The organism is bacterium (assembly GCA_023135785.1).
Taxonomy (GTDB): Bacteria; CAIJMQ01; CAIJMQ01; order CAIJMQ01; family CAIJMQ01; genus CAZNJA01.
In genome coordinates this window covers 17515-40781 of sequence record JAGLSL010000012.1, presented here as the reverse complement: position 1 = coordinate 40781, position 23267 = coordinate 17515, and the positions used below count along the sequence as shown (strand labels likewise).

19 protein-coding genes are annotated in these 23267 nt (G+C 37.3%); 9 read left to right on the top strand and 10 right to left on the bottom strand.

What is annotated here, in order from left to right; all coding sequences use genetic code 11:
* Positions 1-261 precede the first annotated feature (261 nt).
* From KAS42_01310 to KAS42_01275, 8 genes are all read left to right on the top strand, one after another.
* Positions 262-474, top strand: coding sequence for a hypothetical protein (locus KAS42_01310; GenBank protein MCK4904871.1), 213 nt, complete (start codon positions 262-264; stop codon positions 472-474).
* A gap of 132 nt (positions 475-606) precedes the next feature.
* Positions 607-1521, top strand: a complete 915-nt coding sequence (locus tag KAS42_01305) for a hypothetical protein (GenBank protein MCK4904870.1) — start codon at positions 607-609, stop codon at positions 1519-1521.
* Between the two features lie 61 nt (positions 1522-1582).
* Positions 1583-2992, top strand: a complete 1410-nt coding sequence (locus tag KAS42_01300; protein ID MCK4904869.1) for a DUF1573 domain-containing protein — start codon at positions 1583-1585, stop codon at positions 2990-2992.
* A 212-nt stretch (positions 2993-3204) separates the two neighbouring features.
* On the top strand, positions 3205-4143 hold the full coding sequence (fmt, locus tag KAS42_01295; protein MCK4904868.1) for a methionyl-tRNA formyltransferase: 939 nt from the start codon (positions 3205-3207) through the stop codon (positions 4141-4143).
* On the top strand, positions 4140-5162 hold the full coding sequence (locus tag KAS42_01290) for an alcohol dehydrogenase catalytic domain-containing protein (protein MCK4904867.1): 1023 nt from the start codon (positions 4140-4142) through the stop codon (positions 5160-5162). The genes fmt and KAS42_01290 overlap by 4 nt, the downstream gene beginning before the upstream one ends.
* Before the next feature lie 330 nt (positions 5163-5492).
* The gene (locus KAS42_01285) at positions 5493-6377 is read left to right on the top strand and encodes an ATP phosphoribosyltransferase (protein MCK4904866.1); all 885 of its coding nucleotides are present in this window, start codon (positions 5493-5495) and stop codon (positions 6375-6377) included.
* A gap of 180 nt (positions 6378-6557) precedes the next feature.
* On the top strand, positions 6558-8267 hold the full coding sequence (locus tag KAS42_01280) for a tetratricopeptide repeat protein (protein ID MCK4904865.1): 1710 nt from the start codon (positions 6558-6560) through the stop codon (positions 8265-8267).
* Positions 8264-8920, top strand: coding sequence for an HAD family phosphatase (locus KAS42_01275; protein MCK4904864.1), 657 nt, complete (start codon positions 8264-8266; stop codon positions 8918-8920). The genes KAS42_01280 and KAS42_01275 overlap by 4 nt, the downstream gene beginning before the upstream one ends.
* Position 8921: 1 nt before the next feature.
* Here KAS42_01275 and KAS42_01270 read toward each other — a convergent pair whose 3' ends face one another.
* The 10 genes from KAS42_01270 to KAS42_01225 form a co-directional block, all read right to left on the bottom strand.
* On the bottom strand, positions 8922-9260 hold the full coding sequence (locus KAS42_01270; protein ID MCK4904863.1) for a DUF86 domain-containing protein: 339 nt from the start codon (positions 9258-9260) through the stop codon (positions 8922-8924).
* Positions 9257-9556, bottom strand: a complete 300-nt coding sequence (locus KAS42_01265; GenBank protein MCK4904862.1) for a nucleotidyltransferase domain-containing protein — start codon at positions 9554-9556, stop codon at positions 9257-9259. Before KAS42_01265 ends, KAS42_01270 begins: the two co-directional genes overlap by 4 nt.
* 1083 nt (positions 9557-10639) lie before the next feature.
* Positions 10640-12115 carry a hypothetical protein gene (locus KAS42_01260; protein ID MCK4904861.1) on the bottom strand — a complete coding sequence of 492 codons (1476 nt, stop codon included), beginning with the start codon at positions 12113-12115 and terminating at the stop codon, positions 10640-10642.
* Between the two features lie 16 nt (positions 12116-12131).
* Positions 12132-13430 (bottom strand): hypothetical protein, encoded by a 1299-nt coding sequence (locus tag KAS42_01255; GenBank protein ID MCK4904860.1) that lies wholly within the window; start codon positions 13428-13430, stop codon positions 12132-12134.
* A complete protein-coding gene (locus KAS42_01250; protein MCK4904859.1) occupies positions 13427-18340 on the bottom strand; it encodes a right-handed parallel beta-helix repeat-containing protein in 4914 nt (1637 codons plus the stop codon). The genes KAS42_01255 and KAS42_01250 overlap by 4 nt, the downstream gene beginning before the upstream one ends.
* Positions 18341-18391: 51 nt before the next feature.
* Positions 18392-19258 (bottom strand): prepilin-type N-terminal cleavage/methylation domain-containing protein, encoded by an 867-nt coding sequence (locus KAS42_01245; GenBank protein MCK4904858.1) that lies wholly within the window; start codon positions 19256-19258, stop codon positions 18392-18394.
* A gap of 66 nt (positions 19259-19324) precedes the next feature.
* Complete coding sequence (locus tag KAS42_01240) at positions 19325-20077, bottom strand: type III pantothenate kinase (GenBank protein ID MCK4904857.1); 753 nt, start codon at positions 20075-20077, stop codon at positions 19325-19327.
* Positions 20078-20116: 39 nt separating this feature from the next.
* Positions 20117-20761: a biotin--[acetyl-CoA-carboxylase] ligase gene (locus KAS42_01235; GenBank protein ID MCK4904856.1), complete on the bottom strand. Its 645-nt coding sequence runs from the start codon at positions 20759-20761 to the stop codon at positions 20117-20119.
* 174 nt (positions 20762-20935) lie between these two features.
* Entirely contained in the window at positions 20936-21940 is a 1005-nt protein-coding gene (gene nadC, locus KAS42_01230; GenBank protein MCK4904855.1) for a carboxylating nicotinate-nucleotide diphosphorylase, read from the bottom strand.
* 39 nt (positions 21941-21979) lie between these two features.
* Complete coding sequence (locus KAS42_01225) at positions 21980-22903, bottom strand: serine/threonine protein kinase (protein ID MCK4904854.1); 924 nt, start codon at positions 22901-22903, stop codon at positions 21980-21982.
* A 163-nt stretch (positions 22904-23066) separates the two neighbouring features.
* Between KAS42_01225 and KAS42_01220 the strand changes: the two genes are divergently transcribed.
* The gene (locus tag KAS42_01220) at positions 23067-23213 is read left to right on the top strand and encodes a hypothetical protein (protein ID MCK4904853.1); all 147 of its coding nucleotides are present in this window, start codon (positions 23067-23069) and stop codon (positions 23211-23213) included.
* The last annotated feature ends 54 nt before the right edge of the window (positions 23214-23267 follow it).

The window sequence follows — 23267 nt, the reverse complement described above, 5'->3', positions numbered from 1 at the left end:
AGATATAGAGTAGTAGAGGCGTTAGAGAAAATAGGGGGGAGTATAATACTCCTAAATTAAGGAGGCGGAGAATGAAGAAGCTAATGATAGTTAGTTTGTTAGCCGTAGTGTTGCTTCTGGGATTGGGTTTGTATTTAAGTAAAATTACAACTCTAAACGCTGGCATTTTATCTGTTAAGGAGATGAGCCTAGTCAAAGCTGGATGCATTCAGTGTAACCCTTGGGAGGAGTGTAATATAGGCGGTACAAGGTGTCGGCCAGATGGACAAAGGTGTACATCTTCGGTCAGTGCCGAAGTGTTTTGCTCTTGGCCAGCAGTTTCAGAGTATGGGACTGCTTTGGAAAATGAAGGACAACAATGTGTCTATTGCCCAACTTCTGGCTCGGGCAGAAGTTGTGTTTTTAGTTTATCATACTGTCCAGAAGATACATGCTCGTATGGTGCCTTTATCTCATGTGGGGATAGGACAGTAGGAATGTGTGAAGGAGGTGGTTGTTCATACCCCAACTATAGCGGTAGTTGTGGTTATCTTTCTACATGCAGCTAAGACATAAAATATTGGAGAAGTTAAGGAACCATTAAAGTAACAGGAAAGACGGGATAAAATGTCAAAATTTCAGAGTATAAAGGTATCTATTTTTTGGGTGGTGGTGGTGATTCTTTTTGCTCCCAGTATAGTAGCGGAAGATGTTGTTACTGTCAATGATATTGCTATGGGGATGAAATACCATCGCTCTCTAATAAAGGACATTAAATTAAATTATAGAATTGAAACTGACCTTGGCAAAAAGCCTGAATACGGAACACAAAAAGATACTAAAGAATTTAACTGGGCGCTTAAAGGTGAGAAAGAATTTTCATGGTCGAAAACCCTATATGAAGATGATGCAACTCTTGAAGAAACATTTGCTTATGATGGGGAAGTAGCTACAAGTTGGTATCATCCAAATAAAAAGGATGACCCTGGTTCAGGAAGAATAATGCTAGGTAATGAATTCCCAAGAGGTATCCTTACTCCCAAGTGTTTGGTTTTTACTATTTCCACCGAACCGTTATATTGGGACGAAGTTCTGCTTAACGGAACTGCTGAAATATTAGGAAAAGGAAAAGTCAACGGACATGAGTGCTATGTTGTGGAAGGGGAAACCAGACCTAGCCGAACATCTGTTAAATACAAAGTTTGGATTGATACTAGTAGAGGTTTTAGCCCTCTAAAATTTGAGGTGTTTATGCCCGAAAAAGGAGTAATAGTATCCTGTGATTCAATTGAATTAAAGCAATTTGCAGATGGTATTTGGTTCCCTATAAAAGGAATTGGTCGCCCAGGAGAAATCCATCCTGTTAAAGGAGCACAGTATATTTTGATAGTCGATGAAAAGAGTGTAGAAATAAACACAGGTATTCCTGATGATTTCTTTCATCTTAAATGGAAAGAAGGCGTAACTGTTTGGGATGAAATACAAGACAAGGCAATAGAGATTGGTGGAGAACCTTGCTCTGGTGGAGAGCCTTGTCCTTAATATCCGCCGACAAAGACGCAGGGGGGGGGCTCCAGATAGTAGTTCTTCTTATATAAATATTGTGAAAATAAAATCATTTCTCTTAATAATTTTTTTGTTATTTTTAATTTCTTTCTCCTTCCTTTCAGCTCAAGCCGAAGTTAAATCAGACCTTCTCTGTGGTCCTAATAGTCTTTTAGTGGTCTGTCAAAAATTAGGAGTGGAAACTAATCTTGATGAACTGAAAAAACTATCTGACTATGACGATAAAAAAGGCACAACAATGGCTGGACTTGCTAAAGCAGCAGAAGCAAAAGGGCTCTATGCAGTAGGAATGAAGCTAAGTCTTGATGACATTGCTAAGCTAAAGATACCCATAATTGCTTATCTCCGGAACAATCATTGTCTTGTAATAGATGGGTTTGAAGGAGGTAATCTAAGAATAATAGACCCACCCAAAGAACCTCGTTTGGTATCCAAAAAAGATTTTACTGATACTTATTCCGGCTTTTCTCTTTTAATTTCCAAAGGTAAAATTCCACTTCCTAAAATAGAGACAAAAAAACCGGATATAAGATTTGATGTTTATATTTATAATTTTGATGTAATTGAACAGTCGAAGAATAATACATTAAACTATATTTTTAAATTCAAAAATGCAGGCAAGGAAGATTTAATAATTTCCAAGGTGAAAGCATGCTGTGGGGCAAATGCTACCCTTCTTTCAGAAAAAAACATTCCGCCTCAAGGGGAAGGCGAGATAAAAGCAACTGTTAATATTAGGGGTAGAACAGGCGAGCAAAATTATGGTATACATGTTTATTGTAATGACCCGGTAACTCCAGTAGTCATACTTCAAGTAAAAGGAACAATTAAGAGAGAACTTCATGTCTCACGTAAAAATATTGATTTTGGATATGTTAAAAAAGAAGCTGTGGCAATCAGGAAGTTCTATATTATCGGACCTGAAGATAGAGAACTAAAAATTATTAAAATAGAGTCCTCTTCTGATTATCTTTATACCAACTTTTATAAGAGTACAAATGAAAATTATGAAGGTTGGGAGGTGAAGGTTAATATTAGTCCTGATATTCCTATTGGTGAATTCAAGGGGAAGCTGATTATATATACTGATGATAAAAAACACCCCAAAATAGAAATTTCCGTTACGGGAAATATCAAAGGTGATATAGAACTGCGTCCTGATATGTTCTTTTTTGGGTTTGTAAAGCGAGAAGAAACATCTTCGTGCAAAGTAACTATATTCACAACAAGCAAGGAACCTTTGAAGATAGAGAAAATAGAAAGTTCTCTGCAGTTTGTTTCAGTAGCCATAAATCCTAAGGTCGAAGGCAAGGAATATGAAATAACTGCTACTCTAAAGGATAATGCACCGGTAGGTAGCATAAAAGGAAACATAACTATCTACACCAACAACCTTACTCAACCTAAAATAGAAATCCCTGTTTATGGTTTGGTAAAACCCCGCTAGAAGTAATCCCAGCACAATCGAAATGCTTGTAATCCCTTGTTAGCAGAGGTAAATGTGATACAGACTTCTAACGGAGCAAGAGAATAATTGCTGTTCTGTCACTATACCCTTAATTGCAATCTCCCTAAAAGTTTCTTAAAATGTCATAAGTGAAAGTTTTTGATATTACAAAGATATAAAAACAACAATCAGGCAGGATTTATAAAACGCCGATGAAAATAATATTTTTTGGTTCTGATAATTTTTCCCTTCCCTCGTTAAGACTGTTATCTGAAAAGAAGGAAGACATAGATATCTTAAGTGTCATTACCCAACCTGACAGAAAAAAAGGCAGGGGATTAAAGGTTATTCCGTTGGAAATAAAAACTGTCGCCTTAGAACTTGGCATTAACGTTTATCAGCCCGAAAAACTCAAAGATGAAGCGATATCTTACATAAAATCGCTTGCACCCGAATTAATAGTTGTTGTAGCTTACGGCGGAATACTGCCGAAGGCAATATTAGAAATTCCTACCCGAGGATGTGTTAACCTGCATTCTTCTTTCCTGCCGGATTTGAGAGGAGCCGGCACGGTTCCCTGCAGTATTATCCGCGGATATAAATATACGGGCGTTACCACTATGTATATGAACGAAAAAGTGGATGAGGGAGATATCATTGATCAAAAAAAAGTAGAAATAAGCCGGGAAGACACATCTGCAACACTTTCTGCGAAATTATCTAAAGAAGGTGCGGAACTATTGTATTCCACTTTGCAAAATATTAAAGAAAATAAAGTGGTTGCTACCAGACAAGACGATAGCAAAGCAACTTATGCTCCTTTGTTAAAAAAAGAAGACGGATTGATAGATTGGGATAAAAGCGCTGAAGAAATTTTTAATCTTGTCCGGGGGCTAAATCCATGGCCGTCTGCTTGCACACATTTAAACGGGAAAATGTTCAAAATACATAAAGCACAGATACTTCAACTTGGCGATGCAAAAATAAATTCAGGGGAAATAATAGAAGTTGATAAAAACAATCTTGTTGTTGCAACAGGCGAGGGAGACTTAAGTCTTTTAGAAGTACAAATTGAAGGCAAAAGGAAAATGAGCATACAGGATTTTTTACAAGGGCATAAATTAGAAAAAGGGATGAGGTTTTCAGAATGAAAGCGGCAGTTCTTTGCGGTGTAAAAGATATAAGGTTGGAAGAGGTAGAAAAACCTTCCATAAGCGATATGGAAGTTCTGGTAAAAATTAAAGTTGCCCTAACCTGCGGGACCGATGCCAAAGTATATCAAAGGGGTGGACATTCCAAAATGTTAAGTGTTCCTTCCGTATTTGGGCACGAATGGGCGGGTATCGTAGAAGAAGTAGGAAGTCATATAAAGAATTTTAAAAAAGGCGATAGAGTTGTTGCTGCAAATTCTGCTCCCTGTTTTAAATGTTATTACTGCAAAATAAATCAATTTTCTTTATGTGAACACCTAACTTTTTTAAACGGAGCTTATGCGGAATACATAAAAGTTCCCGAAGCAATTGTAGAAACGAATATGTTCAAAATTCCTGCGGATATCACATACGAAGAAGCAGCATTTTTGGAACCGCTTTCTTGTGTTGTTCACGGAGTTGAAGAAATAGGCGTAAAAAAAGGTGACAAAGTAGTTATAAGCGGAGCAGGTCCTATTGGGCTTCTTTTCCTTATTGTTTTAAAAAATATCGGGGTAAAAGTCATAGTAACGGAAAAAAATGAAAAAAGGTTGAAAGTTGCGGAAAAGTTAGGATGCGATAAGGGATTTTTGATTAAAGAAAACGATGATTTTATTACAGAGGTTAAAAGATTTTTTGACAAAGGAGCGGATATAGCGATAGAGGCAACGGGTATTCCTAAAGCGTGGGAAGATAGCGTTAAAATGGTAAGAGGAGGTGGTAGGGTTCTATTTTTTGGAGGTTGCAGACAAGTCGAGAAAATAGAATTGGATACCGAACTTGTGCATTATTCCCAAATTACGATGAAAGGTGTCTTTCATCATACTCCTGTCCATGTAAAAAAAGCGTATGATTTAATTGCAGAAAAAAAGCTAAACTTGTCGCGTTTAATTACGGATAAAATTCCGTTGGATAAAGTTTTAGATGCGTTTGAAAAAATAATAAAAGGTGAAGGCATAAAAATCGCTGTGATACCCTAATCCAGACCGAAGACCGAAGACTAAGAGAATTTCCAATATCCAATTACCAATTTCTAATGAATACCTAATTAAAAAATGCTCAATGATAAAATGCGTAAGATTTTTAAGAAATTTGACATTAGACATTTCATTAGGAATTAGATATTAGTAATTAGGAATTTAAGCAGAGTAGAGCAAAACATGTAGTTGCCGATTTATCGACGAGGTTTATTGTTATCTGTAGTGGCAGAGTTTACTCTGCAAACAAAAAAAGCAAAGCAAGCTTTGTCACTACCAAAGACTGTTGATGGTCTATAGTTAATAGTTTATGGTTTATGATAAAATATCACCATGAAATTAAAACTTGGAATACCAAAAGGTAGTTTGCAGGAAGCGACGATTAAACTTTTTGCGAAAGCCGGATTTAATATGATAGTAGGCAGGCGTTCTTATTTTCCGTCAATAGATGATGTGGAAATTGAACCTATGCTTATAAGGGCGCAGGAAATCCCGAAATATGTTGCAAGCGGCGTTATAGATGCAGGGCTTACAGGTATGGATTGGGTAAAAGAAAACAAAGCAAAAGTAGTAGAAATTTGTGAACTGATATATGCAAAAGAAGGATTCAAACCTGTGCGCTGGGTGCTTGCTGTTCCCAACGATTCAAAAATTAAAAGCGTTAAAGATTTGCAGGGTAAACGAATAGCCACCGAGCTTGTGGAAGTTACGAAAGAATATCTTAAGAAAAACAAAGTCAAGGCTGAAGTTGAATTTTCGTGGGGCGCGACCGAAGTCAAACCCCCCTATTTAGCCGATGCTATTGTGGAGCTTACCGAAACGGGAGCTTCGCTAAGAGCTAGTAACTTAAGAATAGTTGAAACTATTCTGGAATCTACCACCAGGCTTATCGCAAACAAGAAATCTTATGCTGATAAACAGAAAAAAGCCAAAATAGACAATATTGCGTTACTGCTCAAAGGCGCCCTGAATGCTGAAGACAAAGTGGGGTTAAAAATGAACATTCCTAAATCCAAGTTGAGCAATATAACCTCTATTTTTTCTAAAATGGGAATAAATCCTACTATGTCTAGACTTGCTTTAGAAGGGCCTGCTACTTTTTGGTTTGCTATCGAGGTAGTAATAGAAGAAAAGAAGGTGAGAGACCTTATCCCACAGCTTAAAAAAGTGGGTGCCACAGACATTGTAGAATATCCGTTGAATAAAGTTGTTCCTTAATCGGAACATAGTTCCGATTACCCCGCGACGTAAACCATCGGAAAAATTTCCCAAAAGGATATTTTTCCGACACTCTGCGGGGTTGATTCAATAAGGGACTTCCGTACTTTAGCACTGGGAAATTAATCTCTAACGGGGTAAACATTTAAGCAATTTTCCATTTCTTGTATAATCCGTACTATGAATAAAATAGCCCGATACTCCGTTTTTTTGTTCATTTTTTTTCTGGGTAATATCATTTTTCCGCAGCATAGCTATTCTGCTTCAAAAGGAACTTCTTGCGCTTACGCCCATTTCTTAAATGCTCAATTAGAAAGAGTAAAAGGTAATAGCGAAAAAGTTATTCAGGAATACGAAAAAGCTATCCAGTGCGATCCTTCCTCGTTTTATTTGCGAAAAAAGTTGATAACGCTATTTATCAGCCACAATAAAATGGAATCGGCAAGGGATTTATTGGAAGAAACTTTAAAACGGTTCCCGGATGAAGAAGATTTGGAATTGATTCTGGCGCAAATATATAAAAGCGAAGGCAAAAACAAAAATGCTTTTAAGATTGCAGAGAGGATTTTAAAAAGAAATCCGCAGAATCAAAAAGTCAATTATTTACTTTTTACGCTTTTTTTAAACGATAAGAAGTGGGAAACAGCCGAAAAATACGCCCAAAAAATGATAGAGCTTATAGACAGCGAAGAGGCTGATGACCTGAAAAGAATTTATCTTTTAATCGGGATGGAATATGCGAGAGTTAAAAATTTTGCGGAGGGGTTAGGGTATTTAAAGCAAGCGCAGGTTCTTTATCCTGATGATGTGGAGTTATACGCGGCGCTTGGAACTTTTTACGAAGCAGACGAACAACTTGAAGAAGCTTTAGAAGAATATAAGAAAGCGTTTGAGCTTTCGCCTCTTTCTCTTGCTCTTCATTATAAGTTGGGCGAAATATATAGCCGTTTGGACAATGTGAATGAGGCGATTTTTATATACGAGAAAGCTCTGCAAATAAATAACAGCGATTATGTAAGCGCGACAAATTTAGCCCAACTGTATTATAGGAAAGGAGAGTACTCAAAGGGGCTAAAAGTTTTGCAAGATTATCCTATTAAAGATGCCCGCATCTATTATCTTTTGGGAACGTTATTAGTACAACTTAACAGTATGGATAAAGCGGAAGAAAATTTAAAAAAATCCATTCAACTTATGCCGAATTCTTATGTTTCTTATTTTCTCCTCATTCACGTATATGGTGAGCAAGAGAAAAAAGATGAGGCGCTGGCTTTGTTAAATGATGCTTTAGAAAAATCTTTGCTTGCCAAAGACAGGATAAATCTGTTATTTGGAATAGTCCATTTGCAATTTAAAAATTATAACGAAGCAATAAATTATTTAAGAAAAGCGCACGAATTTAATCCTGATGACGATTTTATTGCATTTCAGCTTGCGGCTTCTTACGAGCAAAACAAAAATTGGTTTAGAGCGGTTTATTGTTTAAGGAAAACAATAAAAATGAACCCCGAAAACGCCGAAGCGTTAAACTATCTGGGTTATATGTTTGCTGAAAAAGGCATAAACCTTAACGAAGCTATTTTTCTAATAGAGAAAGCATTAAAAATAGAACCTGACAATGGCTATTTCGTCGATTCTCTGGGGTGGGTTTATTATCAAAAAGGGATTATTGATAAAGCGCTTTTTGAACTTAGTAGAGCCATTGAACTTTTGCAAAAATATAATACAGATGATTCCATAATAAGAGAACACCTCGGAGACGCATATTACAAAAAAGGAAATTTTGCGGAAGCAAAAAAACAATGGGAAATATCCGTTTCTCTTGATTCTACGAGGGAAGAGGTTAAAAAGAAGCTGGAAGAGTTAGAGAACAAATTGATAGTAAAATGATAAAAGCGGTTATTTTTGATATGGACGGGGTGATAGTCAATACGGAAGGTGCCACTGCTGGGGCTACTGTCGATATGTTTAGACAACTCTATGGCATAGAAGTAACGAAAAAAGATTTCCTGCCATTTGTCGGTACCGGAACCAAAAAATATATTATGGGCGTGGCTGAAAAATACAATGTATCCATTAATATGGGAAAAGCGATGAAAAAGAGAGAGGAAAATTTCCGTGAGATTGCCCTTGCTGGCGGTATAAAACCTTTCCAGGGAGTTGTTGCACTCATAAAAGAAGTGAAAAGAGTAGGACTTAAAACCGCAATCGCAACATCTTCTCATAGGTCGATTTTAGAGATAACTTTAAAGGGGGCAGGTATAGATATAAGGGATTTTGACGCAATTACTACCGCCGAAGAATGCAAAAACCTAAAGCCCGACCCTGAAATATTCTTATTAACCGCAAAAAAACTTGATGTTTTACCCGGGGAAGCTCTCGTAATAGAAGATTCGCCTGCCGGTATCCAAGCAGGAAAAAAGGGAGGATTTATTGTTGTTGGAGTTGCAAGCACTTTTGCAGAATCCAAACTCCAACAAGCCGATTTTGTGGTGGATAGTTTGAAGGGACTATCTATTGAGGATTTGACAGTTGTGAAGTAATCTACATTTTTGAGAGGACTTCCAATATTCTCTTTTTCAACTCAGGAATATCTTGTTTGGCAACTTTCCATGTCAACACTAAATCTATGCCGAAATACTCATGGACAAGTACATCGCGCATACTTGCAATCCTTTTCCATTGTATCTGTGGATATTTTTCTTTTGTCTCATCAGGAATGTGTTTAACCGCTTCACCTATGATTTCTATGCGCCGAATAATAGAATCTTGAAGTTGAACAGAAGCGAAAAAGTCTTTTTCTGTCTTATCTTTTATATATTCTTCAATCAATCCAATGCATTCCAATATGTGTTCTAATAATATTTTTACATCTTTCTTCATAGAATTACTTTCTGTTCTGCCAATATTCTTTCTCTAAGAAGAGGATGGAGAGACCTATAAGTGAGAACGTCCACTTTCTTCCCTAACAATTCTTCCAGTTCTAATTTTAACCCTACAAGGTCTAATAAACTCTTGCTTCCATTAAATTCAACAAGCAAGTCAATATCACTGCCTTCAGTTGCTTCTTCTCTTACAACAGAACCAAAAAGAGCGGCTTTTTTGACTTCATATCTCACTAATACTTGAGTAATTGTTCTCTTTATGTCTTCAATTTGTTTATTTTCTATATTTTCCATTTGTTTCATGCCAAAATTATACACTTATTTATATTTATGGACAATTAAGTAGTAATACCAAGGTTATATTTGAAAGGCGAGGAAGATATTGGGCAGTTTTAAGTTGTAAGTAATTAACGGAAACCGAAAATCATTTTTCTACTATTTTCTAATTTTCGAAAACATTAAATGGGATGTGTCCCTGATTTTAAGCAATCCTGTCATTCCCGCTCTCTTCTTTTGTCATTCCCGCAAATGCGGGAATCCAATGATAGTTTATCTTGTCAATTTTACTTGACCACCGATCTTTAGTGGTGGGGGAAACCGCATCTCTTAGAAAACAGGGAACTACCAGTTATAAGAAAGTTTAGGGTTCACAGATTGTCAGCACTGAAAGCGTTCGGTAAAAGACCTTCCTGAAAGATTTTTGTCAAATGTCAAGATTTGACCCTCTTCTCTCTCTTCTCTCTTGTTTACTGTCTAATACACCTACTTATCTTTTTTAAATCTGCCGGCATATGCCGTTTGTAACCACGCATTTACAAGCGAAATTCCCAGAGCTGTAAGACAAACAATTACGACTATTAATGAGGGAGATGCCCCATTTGGGTCGACATAATTAATAGGATTATTAAAACAGTAGTTATAAGGATTGAGAATTTATATTTTAAAGGTGTCTGTCCCCTTTCCCTTTCCGCCGTTCTTAACATCCTATCCAACAAATAGAAATCATACGAAGAGAAAATTGTTAAAAGCTTGCGAAAGGTCTTATAAAAAGACTGGCGTCGCCTCGAAAGACGACACCGATACTCCTTCTACACATGGTAGATGAGCTACTGTAGTGTATAACATACGTCAGACAAATGTCAAGCATATGTCAAATCCCTTAATTCGGTTATAAGTAGTTACTGTAAACTATTTTTAGTTAGCCGGTTAAATGATTAAACTCTTAATTGGTTAACCCGTTCACTCGCTTACCTTGAAGATAAAACAGGGGACCACCAGTTCTAAGAAAGTTTAGAGTTCACAGCTTGTCTAATTGCTCAGTTATGTCAATAAATAGGGACAGCTGTCCCTATTTTACCAATTACTTGGGTCCCCCTTCTATTTAGGTAGCAATAAGAATTTCCAATCTCCGGCAACCCACCCTATCTTTCCTTCTTCTGGACCGTGATAACAATTCCAATTTGGTGGGTTATTAACAGGCGGAATCCATTGGGTTCCTGTCCAAATAGTTCCAACTACGGGGTCTTCTGGATATTTATACCATTTATTTTCTGTATATCCGCTATTGTGAGCATCAAATACAGCATATATCGGGCCACCTTTCGTAATTTGATACCAAACTTCTGCACGATATTGATCAGGGTTATAAGCTGTTAAATCCGTATGAGGTTTGCCTCTGCCAATGACTACATAATACCGCAACGCATAATCCAGCCATCCGAAACGAACATCCACTCCCACCAGATACGTAAAGTACCAGTCATTTTTATTCCAATCTTCTTTCGCTTTGTTAAAACTATACTCTGGCGAAACAGAGTACTCTACCCTTCCCAATCGTATTTCTCTTATTAGTGTCCAATTAGGTACGATCTCCAGTCTCTTCCACATCTTTATCTCAATGTTTTTCATATTCCCCGCTTGGTCGTAGGCTAAAACATGGATGATGTATTCGCCGGGTTCAAAATCGTCAATGTCCCAGTCCGCTTTATATATGCCGCCAACTGTTGTAGGATGGTTATCTATTCCTATCCTTTTACCGCTATCATTACTTTCAAATACATCCGGGGTATCATCTGGTGCGCCAATCCAGAAATCGGTCATTCTGATTCCTGAACCATAGTCACCATCGCTTACGTTTGCTTCTATCGTCACTATGTCAGTTATTGGTCTATCGTAAACATAATATATATCATTTTCATCAGGTTCTATTGGCTCACCATTTTGAAGAACTCTTTCTAATTCTACTGTTTCTACCGAAGCCGATGTGCGTTCTGCTAAATGAGAAGACTGTATTTGCTTTAGAGGAGATATTAAGGTTTCCCATGGCCATTGAGGCCAAGCAGCATCTCTCTGCACTAAATCTACTCCCACTTGTTCATAACAGTATTCTACTAATCCGTCACAACGAAAAGAAGCTTTATCACCGTATATTTCCCTAGGTCTTTTTATCTTTATTACTGAATATTTAACTCCAAACTGATTTTTAGCGGTATCTACTATTTTGTTTCGTTGAAGATAAGTTAGATTTGCGTTCTTATAGACTCCCCAGAATGCACGTCCACGCTCTAAAAAATTAGCTATATCACGTTTGCCTACCGGAAATTCATACCCCAGAGCTTCTATAGTGGCATATTGAGAGGAATCGTGAGAATCTGCTTCTGTTATGGGCCATTCATAAAAAATACCATTATGCCCATAAGTAAAAGTAATCCCTTCCTTTCCCTGATAAGATATAATATCTCCCTTCTCAAAGACCAAAGCATGACCGTCAACCGAACCCAAGTCACCTGCATAAAGAGATAAAGATAAGAGATAAAGTCCTATCATCAGGCAAAAATTTATAATCCTTGGCATATTTTTGGCTCTCATTTTAAAAAGCTGTCCACAGAATCTTTTTAAGCATTTGGTTATCTGTTCCGTCTGTATTTACTGCATAGTAATAATAAAAACCCATTGGTGCCTCTGTGTCAAAAGACCATTTTTCATATATTATTTTAGTGTTTTCCATCCATTGCGGATTGCTTACCCTATAATCTTTTTTATTAGAGTCAATGGAAGTCAATTGTTTCTGGTTATTCCCATCTCTATCCACTATCCAAATGTTTTCTCCTTTGAAAAATAAAACTTTCTTTCCATCAGGCGAAAATAGCGGACTTGACCCTCCGTCTATTAGTTTTTTTCTCTCGCCACTTTCCAAAGATATTATCCATACTGAATTAGGTTTCCCTAGCTTTGAAAATGCAATTTCTCTACCATCAGAAGAGAACTGCGGGTCATATCCTTGTCCTAAATCTTGTTTGCTCATATTTCCCAAATCTATAATGCAAATTCTTTCTTCTTCTTGTGCATACCTATAACCACTATAACTATATTTTTTTATATCTTTTTTATCTATAATACTTAACTGTTTCAAATCATTTTCATTATTTTTTTCTATTAATGCGTATTTATCCATTTCAGAATCTCTAACCTTAAATACAAGATTATCTGCTTCTTCTGAAAAGTTTTTTGTTTCAGCGTTGTATATTTCTCTTTCTTCACCGGAAGAAGGATCTCTTATCCACATAGAGGAAATAAAACCGTTTCTAACTATTACAATTTGGTCTTTCCCTCTTTCTATATCTTCCACCGAACTTTTTGGCCCAAATAATTGATGATATTTATATACTTTTCTGAGAAGACCGCAGGCAATCTTTTTACTATCAGGGGACCAATTAAAAGAAGGCGTATTCATGTAATATTTTTTCTTGTCTTTTAGGTCAAAAACCATAGCGCCCATATAATTTTCTTCTAGGAATTTGTTTGTCCAATAGGCAAATTTTGTCATATCAGGAGACCAAGAGATTGGTCTACAAATACCTTTATCTATTACTTCTTTTTCTTTTGTTGCAATATCCATTATTATTAAACCTGTTGTTCCTGTATAGGAATGAAAAGCTATTTTTTTGCTATCAGGAGATAACAAAATAGGGTAATCTCCTCTTTCTCCTAATCTATTGTCTCTACCCGTAGCCAAATCTAAAATGTGAATTTGGTCAAACGTCCCAACATAAACGAGTTTTCCCTCAAGTCCCAACTTTTTCCAATCAGTCCAGCCGGAAAGAAAAAAACTGGAAATAAGAAAAATACTTATTATTCCAATAAATATATAGATGGCTATTTTCTTCATGGCTGATATTCCACTCCTGTCAATTGTTCGTATGCTTCTATTAATTTTTGTTTTCCCCAAGTATCTTGTTCGTTTCCTATAGCATCGGCTATTGATTGAGCGGCGCTCAAATCGCCTATTTGAGCCAATGCCTCTGCGGAGTTTATTCTAAGAAGTCCGCCTCTGTCTAAAGCGCTTATTAAAGTATCTACAGCGGAAATGTCTCCTATCATTCCTAAAGCAATAGCAGCGTTGTCGGCTACGTAAAGACTACTATCTTCATTTACAGCTTCTATTAAAGACGGGACTGCGTCTGAATGTTCAAGCGAACCGAGCCATAAAGCAGAACGTCCTCTCATTGTTTCATCTTCATCATTCTGAAGTGTATTTATAAATGTATCTAATGCTAATAAGGTGTTAAGATTAGATAACGCTTCACCGCAACGGACACGAACTATCGCTTCTTCTTCCGTATTTTCTAAAAGGATAATAAGAGGAGTAATTGCTTCTTCTCTTCCTAAGAGACCCAAACCTAAAGCAGCGGAAGATTTTATGTCTATATCGGGATTATTAAGAGCATTTAGCAAGGGAGCAAGGGCTGTATCGCTTTCTGTTGTTCCTAATATGTATGCCGCTTCTGCTCTAATGTATGTATCCTGATTTACATCTTCCAAGATTGCAATTAAAGCGTCTGCGGAATTTGGGTCTTTTATTTCTTCTATTATTTCTGCTATTATTCCGCGGAAACCAAGGTCTTTTTCTTCATCTTGAAGGACTGCTAATAGTTGAAGAGTAGCCGCTGAACCTTGTTTCATTAATTTGTCCGCATTTATGGCTATTCCTTCCAAATCTCCGGCATAATAAGCCGTTTCCAACAGGGATAAAAGGTCTTCCGGTGTGGGCGGCTGTCCTTCATCTAAAGGATCTGTAGGGTCACTTCCCTGATTTACTTCATCTCCGTCACTTACACCATCGCCGTCAGAATCAGGATTGTTGGGGTCTGTGCCATAGGCATATATTTCATATCCGTCACTTAATCCGTCCTCATCAGTGTCAGGATTATTTGGATTTGTATTGTATGTATATTCCCATAAGTTGGTGACTTCGTCTTCGTCCAGGTCATCATTTGCATCACTTGGGTCAAGCGGGTCTAAATTATATTGAACTTCCCAACCGTCAGGCATTAAATCGTCGTCGCTGTCGGGATTAAGCGGGTCAGTGTTATAAAGATTAACTTCGTCACCATCATTTAAATCATCATCATCTGTATCTGAATCATTGGGATTGGTGCCAGTTAGATATTCTTGTAAGTTAGTCAAATTGTCAATATCCGGGTCATCATTTGCATCGGGATTATAAGGATTAAGTCCATAAAAACTTTCCCATTCATCCGGCATACCGTCGGAATCAAAGTCGTGTCCTGATTCGCAGGCGCCGATATCGGCATAGTTGGGAGCGCCCGCGCCGGTATTGGGAACATTAGCAATATCTATGCGTTCAAGTCCGGTTATATCTGTTAATGGCGCAGTCTCTCCGTTTGCCGAATCAACACACGGACTGTTTGTACGAATCCTTAATCCGTCATCTATAGTGGCAAAAATTCCATCCACACCCGCGGGATTACTTGCATTCACAAATAACGGGTCGCTGTCTATGTTGCTTTCACCTGTGTAGCCGCCTTGTATATCACAGTAAGTGACGGTTGGATTTGATGTACCGTCATTATATATTTCTTCTCCGCTATCCCATAATATACAGTTTATTATTGTTGGGTTGCTGTCAACATTATATATACCATTACCATAAGCAGTGGCAGAGTTTCCGTAAAAAGTGCAGTTAGTTATTTTTGAAAGTTCAGGTTCGTTGCAGCCATCAATTGCTACTGCTCCGCCATAACCGGCAAAGTTTCCGCTGAATATGCAATTTATGAGTTCTATAGAAGAAAACGAACTAAACACACCACCTCCATAGGAAGCGGAATTGCCGTCAAAGATGCAGTTTGTGAAAATTGGAGATGACTGTTCGTTTGTTATTGTAGTAACTTCACATACATCATTTTGCCAGATACATTCAAGCTCGTCGCAATCGTCGGGGTATTCATTAAACTCTGCTCCGAAGCCGATATATTTTGTAGAATAGCTTACTCCATAAGCATTGACATCGCGGTTGTTGGAGGCAGGAGTGCCATACTGATTATCTCTGTAAAGATAAATGTCTTTGTAATTATTACTGAAATATTGGTCGCATTTTAGGAGTGTATGATTTGTGCCGTAAAGAACAATTCCGTATTTGTTGCCGTAAACTTTGTTGTTGTTAAATTGGTGTCCTTCTCCTGTCCAAACTGCCATTCCCCAGCCTTGGCTTCTTGTGTTGTTTTTTACCAAGTTGTTTTTGATAATATTATTGGCGCAGTTATTCCCCATCAGATGCAGCGCCTTGATATTGTTTTCTAAGATGTTATTATCAATAATATTCCCGTTGCCGGATTGAATATCAAGCCCTGTGCCAAAACCACTGATTTTGTTGTTTTGGATTATACCGCTTGCTTCACCCTTAAACTTAATTCCTTGGGAAGTGCCGTAAGAACCGGATGAAGGCCCTTGAAGAATACAGTCTTTGATTGTGGTGTTTGCTTTTGTTGAATAGATGACGGGTTCTTGTAATGAAGTTCGGATTGTATGGCTTCCTCCATCAAAGGTAACTCCTTCTGCGATGATATTTATACATTTGGCGCAGACTTCTTCTCCTAATAGGTCTACAGCAAGACGGTATGTTGTATTTGGCTGGTCAAGCGCCTGGCAGGAATCTACTATTATACAGTCAATGTCATCACAATTATCATCAGTAGTTACATTTTGCGTATTTGAATAATAATAAATATTCTGTCTTGTATTCTCATATATATTGTTGCATTTTAGTAGAGTATAGTCTGCGTCATATAGAACAAGCCCATATTTGTTGCCGTAAACTTTGTTATTGATGAATTGATTGGACTGTCCTACCCAGACGCCTAAACCCCAGCTCTGATGTTTATTATTATTTCTTGCGAGGTTGTTTTTGACGATATTGTTATCGCCTGATAAATGAATTCCCTTTGCGTTTGCTTCTACGGTGTTGTTTTGGATGATATTATTATCGCCGCTGACTGCAATTCCCCAGAAAGTATCTGTAACGGTATTGTTCTCAACCGTGTTGTTGTCAGCGGTTATATGGATTCCTTTGCCATAGCCGTTATTAGCAGAAGAGAAATATTGCGAGGATGCAGTTAAATCGAAATTTCTGATTGTTACGTTGTTTGCGCTGGAATGGATTACAGGAGCTTCTAAATTCGGATTTGTGATTGAGTGTCCCTGCCCGTCAAAGATTATACCCTCTGCAGTGATATGGATTGTGGTGACTTCTTCTCCGATTAGGTCTTGGGTCAAATAGTATGTTGTATATGGCTGGTCAAGAGTTTGGCAGGAGTCTATATAGACAATATCTTGTTCTGTAGTTGCGCCGGAGAAAACCGCTCCGCCCAAAATGGCTGAATTTTCTGTAAATCTGCAGTTGGTTACTACAGGACTGTCTCCAGCGTTATACATTCCGCCGCCAGAGTTATAGGGGGCTGAACCGTTGGCATTCCCGGCTGTAACGGTAAAACTGTCGAAAACTGCAATCGTATCTGTTCCACTGCTTTCGACAACATGGTAACTATTATCAGCCTCATTATCTGGTATTCCAATATCACCGCTCAAGATGGTTTGGTAATTTGCTCTATCTCTTTCGTCAGGATTTGAGGGGTTAGCAAGTCCTGCATAGCCGCCTTTGAGAGTTACACCGTTGATTAGCTGGAAGGTGGCGGTACGATCACCAAGTATTATACTGTCTCCTTGGTCGGGTTTATAAGTGCCTTGCGCTACCCATATTTCTTCGCCGGGTAGAATTCCAGTATCGTTCAAGGCATCTTTCAAATATTTAAAAGCGTCTTCCCAGGATGTTCCGGTTCCCGTATCAGGGGCATCATCGTCGACATACCATACAGGCGAACCGGATAATGGTATTATTTGAAAAACTTTATCGGTAGTTTCAGGGATTTCAGGTAATGGTTCGTTTGGTGTTGGTGTAGATGTAGGTTGTGTGGATGGGGTTTCAGCAGTAGAACTTGGTATTTGGACGGCTATCTCTTCGGTCGTATTGTCCACCAATCCTTGTCCGTTAATCCAAGATTGGGTAATTTGTGGTGTTCCGCCAAAAACCTGCCCTGAACCGAACTTGTTCTGGTTTAGGGCTTGCGCTGATTCGTGTGTGCCACTTGAATCTTTGTTTCTTGAAATTATGCAGTTTATTATTTTTGGCTTGGATTTCTTTGTGGAGTATATTCCGCCGCCAAGTTCGGTGGTTTGGTTATCGATAATTGTACAGTTTTCTATTATAGGAGAAGCATTTTTACAGTATATGCCTCTGCAATTTGAAGATGTGCTCGTAATCGTGAATCCTTTTAGCGTTGAATTAGTGTCTATTGTAATAACACTGCCGGGATGAGTACCTTCTATAATAGTTCTGGCTACTACATCGGGATTAAGCGAGTCGGTGCTTGTTAAGGTAATTGTTTTGCCGTTGAAATTTATATTACCTTGATATTTGCCTTGGGCAACTACAATAGTGTCGCCGTCTATTGCTATATTTATTGCTCCTTGAATTGTTTTTATATCCGAAGGGACATTGATTGTGATATTTTCTTTAGGTGTACTTTCTTTATCCTGTGGGTCTGATTTATGTAAAGACTCGCATAAATTACTATAACCGTCTTTATCGGAATCGCTTGGAATTGCTACGGAAGATTTTAGTTCTGTCGGAGTAGGGGAAACTTCTGCGGAATTTATAGTGGTAATACCAATGAATCCGATTAAACCTAAAATCAAAAGGCAAGTTAAAAATTTAATTTTCATCAATTTTTGGTTTCTATTATATCTTGCATGTCAAGTTGTTCTTTTTATTTCTTATTGATATGAGTCTGCGCCGCCAATTAATATACCACCGCCGCTCACATGTCGGAAAAGGGTATTTATGTTTACTGTTCCTGTCAACATATCTTCTCCGCCGAGAGTTAATTGTCCATCTTTATTGGGCTCCGTATCATCTTTATTTTCCACTCCCTTAACATTCCCGTTTCTGAAGAGGATATTTACATATTTTCCTTTGTGGTTGTATTTTTTATCATTAGAATCTGTTATATCATTGTAGTCCATAACTATTGCCGGTTTTGAATCCGCGAGCATTAAACCCTCGTTACTTCCCGATTCTGCTCTGTAAATGTAACTGGAATAAGTATCATTATCTGCGTCCCAAAGTTGTTTAATGGCTTTGGGGTCTCTTAAGTAATCACTTGAAGGGCATACAAAGACGGTAAAATCTTCTATATATTTATCGTAAAAATAACCCATTCCTATGGGAACTATTGATGTTCCAGCATCCCCAATTTTATCGGTTGCATCGTTGTTAGGGAGACCAACAGGAGGGATATCCTCTGTAGTAGGCATTTCTCCAATATCTATATTATACATATTGAATGCTTCGCCTATGACTTTTAGATTTCCTATACAAACGGCTCTTCTTCCTCTTTCTCTTGTGTTATTTAATGTGGGCATCAAAATTGCCGCAAGCATACCGATAATTGCGATAACGACAAGAAGTTCAATGAGGGTGAACCCCGTTAGAGATAGGTCGCCATTGTATCTTTGGCGACCGTAACTAACCGGAAATATCTTTGTCTCCTCATTAGCTTTTGCAATCTTATTTGAAACTAAAGTTTCTATTGGGTTAATCTCTAACGGGGTGAATCCATTGCGGATTTTATATTTATTCATACTTATTCCTCCTGTTTTTATATGAACTTAACATTTTTATCGGCGGTATTCAACTGTCAACCTCGTTTATTTTCGGACATTTTCCTCATATATGATTCTTATTCCTTCTAAAGTTAGGTATGGATTGACTATATGAGAAAATTTTACCATTTTACTTATTTTTTTTGCATCCCCGCCTGTAAGTATTATAAGCGGTTTAAAATTCAATTTCTTTTTGAATTTATTGAGCATTCCCTCTATCATATAAGCAAATCCGTGCAGTATCCCTATTTGCAGGTTTTCGTTTGTATTTTTGCCTATTGTAAATTTCGTATTGTTCAGGTTTTGTATATTAGGCAGGCTTGTATTTGAAAAAAGCGCCTTTGAGGAAATGCCTATACCTGGCGCTATTGCTCCGCCTAAATATACGCCTTTGGGAGAAACTATGTCGAAGGTTATGGCTGTGCCGGTATCTATTATTATGCAGCCCTTTTTGTATAGGCAGTAAGCTCCCACTGTATTTGCTATTCTGTCGGCGCCCAACTGCTTTTTTTTATAATTTAATCTTATCCCGAGATTTAAATCTTCTTTTACGATAATTGATTTCAACTTTAAGTGTTTCTTTAATAATTTTTGAAACGGGTTAGTTAATGATGCAACAACAGAACAGATTGCAATCGCTTCAATGTTTTTGAATGGTGAAAGATTTTTTAAAACGGCTTTATAATAATTAGCGGTTGGTTTTTTTTGAGTTTGGATTTGCACGCAGGAAACCAATTTTTTGTTTGCAAATAATCCCATATTTATATTGGTGTTGCCAATGTTTATAGCCAAAAGCATACGTGTTTATTCTCCATTTTGTTTATTTTGTAATCGGAACTATGTTCCGTTTAAAGAAAATTTTTCCCATTTTGTCTGAATGATTTTAGATTTTTCTTCTTTCAGCATAATATAATATTCTTCTATTTTTTCTAAAAGTAACGTTAAAAATATGTCTAATTTTATTTCTTTTCCGGTCTCATTTTTAAGGGATGTGGCTGTATTTCTCAGCTTGGGCGGAAAATCTTTTATTTCAGCGTTTAGATTTATACCTACGCCTACTAAAGCATATTCTATGTCTTTCCCGCTTTTCGTCTGTGTTAGTATCCCACATATTTTTTTACCGTTTATCAATATGTCGTTGGGCCATTTAATTGTGGGTTTAGATATTTTAAAAGAATGCAAAACTTCTGCGCAGGCAGTGGTAAAAATTACATTTATAATGTTTGTTTGTTCTAAGGAAAAAGAAGGCCTTAAAATTACAGTGAACCAAACTCCTCCTTTGGGAGAAAACCATTTTTTCCCGTTTCTTCCCGTTCCTTTTTTTTGAGAATATGCAAGGATAGTGGCGCCTTCTTTTGCGCCGTTTTCCGCTAAAATTTTTGCAGTTGTTTGTGTGGAATCAAGTTGGGTGTAAAGGTAAAGAGGATGACCGATAATCTTCGTCTTGAGTGTAGCTTCAAAGTTTTTCGGGAGTATATCCATAACACGTCTCATTTTATTTGGCTAATATCAAAAACAAGAAGTTCTTGTCATTGCGAGCCCGAATATTATGAGGGCGTGGCAATCTCAAACGTGAGTAACAAGATTGCTTCGTCGTCCCGCTTTCAGCGGGGCTTCTCGCAATGACACCCGGTGTCAATTTGAAAAATTTGAACATTATAATTTTGAATTTGTTTCCCCTCTGGAATTCGAAGAATTCCGAGGACTTAGTCCCTGAAATTGCTTAGCAATTTCTAGGGGGTATTTCGAGATTCGTATTTCGGATTTTATATTTATTATTTCAAGGCTTACATCAAGCGCAGGCGCTGAATGTGTTATTTCTCCTATGGAAATTAAATCTACGCCTGTTTTTGCAATTTCTTTTATATTTGAAAGGTTAATTCCTCCTGAAGCTTCGAGAATTATTTTTTTAGATTTTGCTAGTGCTTTTTGTTTTTTCATCCATTGGACTGCTTTTTTCATCTTGTCGGGGCTCATATTGTCAAGCATGATTATATCTACTTTGCAATCATATATTTTCTTAAAAGAGTCTAATGTATCAACTTCCACTTCTATTTTGACGCTCTTTGAGATTCTCTTTTTAACCGAATCTATAACCTTTTTTATTTCACAATAGGATATAAGTTTAAGATGATTATCTTTTATAAGCACCATATCATAAAGCCCTTTGCGATGGTTATGTCCGCCTCCCATTTTTACTGCGTATTTTTCCATTTCCCTCAAAAGGGGAGTTGTTTTCCGGGTGTCAAGGAGTTTGCATTCGTAGGGCTTGATCTTTTCTGTATATTTTGAAGTCAATGTTGCAATTCCGCTTAAATGGCTCAAAAAATTTAAAGCAGTTCTTTCGGCAATCAGTATTTTTTTTGCTTTACCGTCTAAAATTGCAAGAATTTGGTTTTTATGAACTTTATCGCCATCTTTTACTAGTTTCTTGAATTTTGTGTTTTTTGATACCAGTTGAAATGCGGTATTTGCAATATCTAAACCAGCTATTACGCCTTCGTTTTTACTGATGATTACGGCTTTGACTTTAATATCTCCGATAATAGTTTCTGTAGTAATATCCTTTTTGCCTGCCTCGAACTGAGAACCCTCTGATTCGGGGCCGAAATCTTCTATTAAAGCAGATTTAATAATGCTTTTTAATTTTTCAGTATTCATTAGAAATTGGGAATTAGGTATTAGAAATTATTTAGAAAACTATCTTATCTGGTCTAATTTGACATAGACGCTGCCAATCGTGGGGAATCTGTCTTGTTTATCAAACATCAAACATCCCAGAATTATTTCTTGTAATGAAAACGGGAGATGAAGAAGCTGGCTTTTTACTGTCATTGAATTGCGGTCTCTTTTTCTAGCCATATAATATCCTCTTATAATGCTTTTTCTGTTGTTGGAAAACGCATAAGGAGAATAAGGCAAAGTGCCCGTAAACAACTCAAATAAAAGCACTCCCAAAGCGTAGATATCAACGCCTTTGTCGGGTTTTGCACCTTTAAGTTGTTCGGGGCTCATATAGGCAGGAGTTCCGCCTTTTAAATCTTTCTTAAGTAAAAGCCCAACCAAAAACAGGCGAGACAGGATATGGAAAAATGTATTGGAAGAAAAATGTGATAAACCAAAATCGGTTATCCTTACGCGTCCTTCTTCATTGAATAGAATATTGGACGGTTTAACGTCTCCATGGATTATGTCGTAAGCATGTAAATATGCAAGCCCATATGCTATATCTCTTGCAATTCTTACTTTTTCCGTGAAAGGGAACTTTTCCCCTGTAGTCTTTTCCCTATTTATTACTCTTTCTATAAGGTTGCCGCCCTGCAGATACGGCATAATCAGACAATATCCATCCTTTAGTTTCAACATATCATATATCTTTACTATGTTGTAACTTTCAGGGTCGGGTATCTTATTTATAATATTAAATTCTTCTCTTAACGCTTTGATTCTTCTCTTGTCGCTCTCCATACTAGGAGGGAGGAATTTGACTGCTATATAGTGTGTTTCTGCATTGTCATTAGTTTTTTTGTAAGCGGTGTATACTTGGCTCATTCCTCCTTGACCTACAAGTTTGTCAAAAACGTAAGTTTCGCCGCCTATTTGAAATTCGGTTCCTTTTTCCATTTTTTGTCTTTGGTAATATTAACAATGCAATCTATCATATAATCTAATATCAATTCAAGTTTGACCCTGTTAGAGATTTAATAGATTGCTTATTGGATATAAGATAGTGTATTGTCAAATTAGTTATCGGTCAGACTTCGTCTGCCCAGACGAGTTGGCAGTTTTGTCATGCCCGAATGCTTTAGTCGGGCATCCAATATGCTCATTTTTGCCTGCAGGAGGTAGAGATTCCCGCTTAAAGATTGCGGGAATGACACACTATCAGAACAGCACAATAGTGATTGATGAGCAGGAAGCCCGTATCGGTTAGAGTAACGTAAGTATTTAAAATTTGAAGCACGAAATACTTGCCTGCCAAGATTTG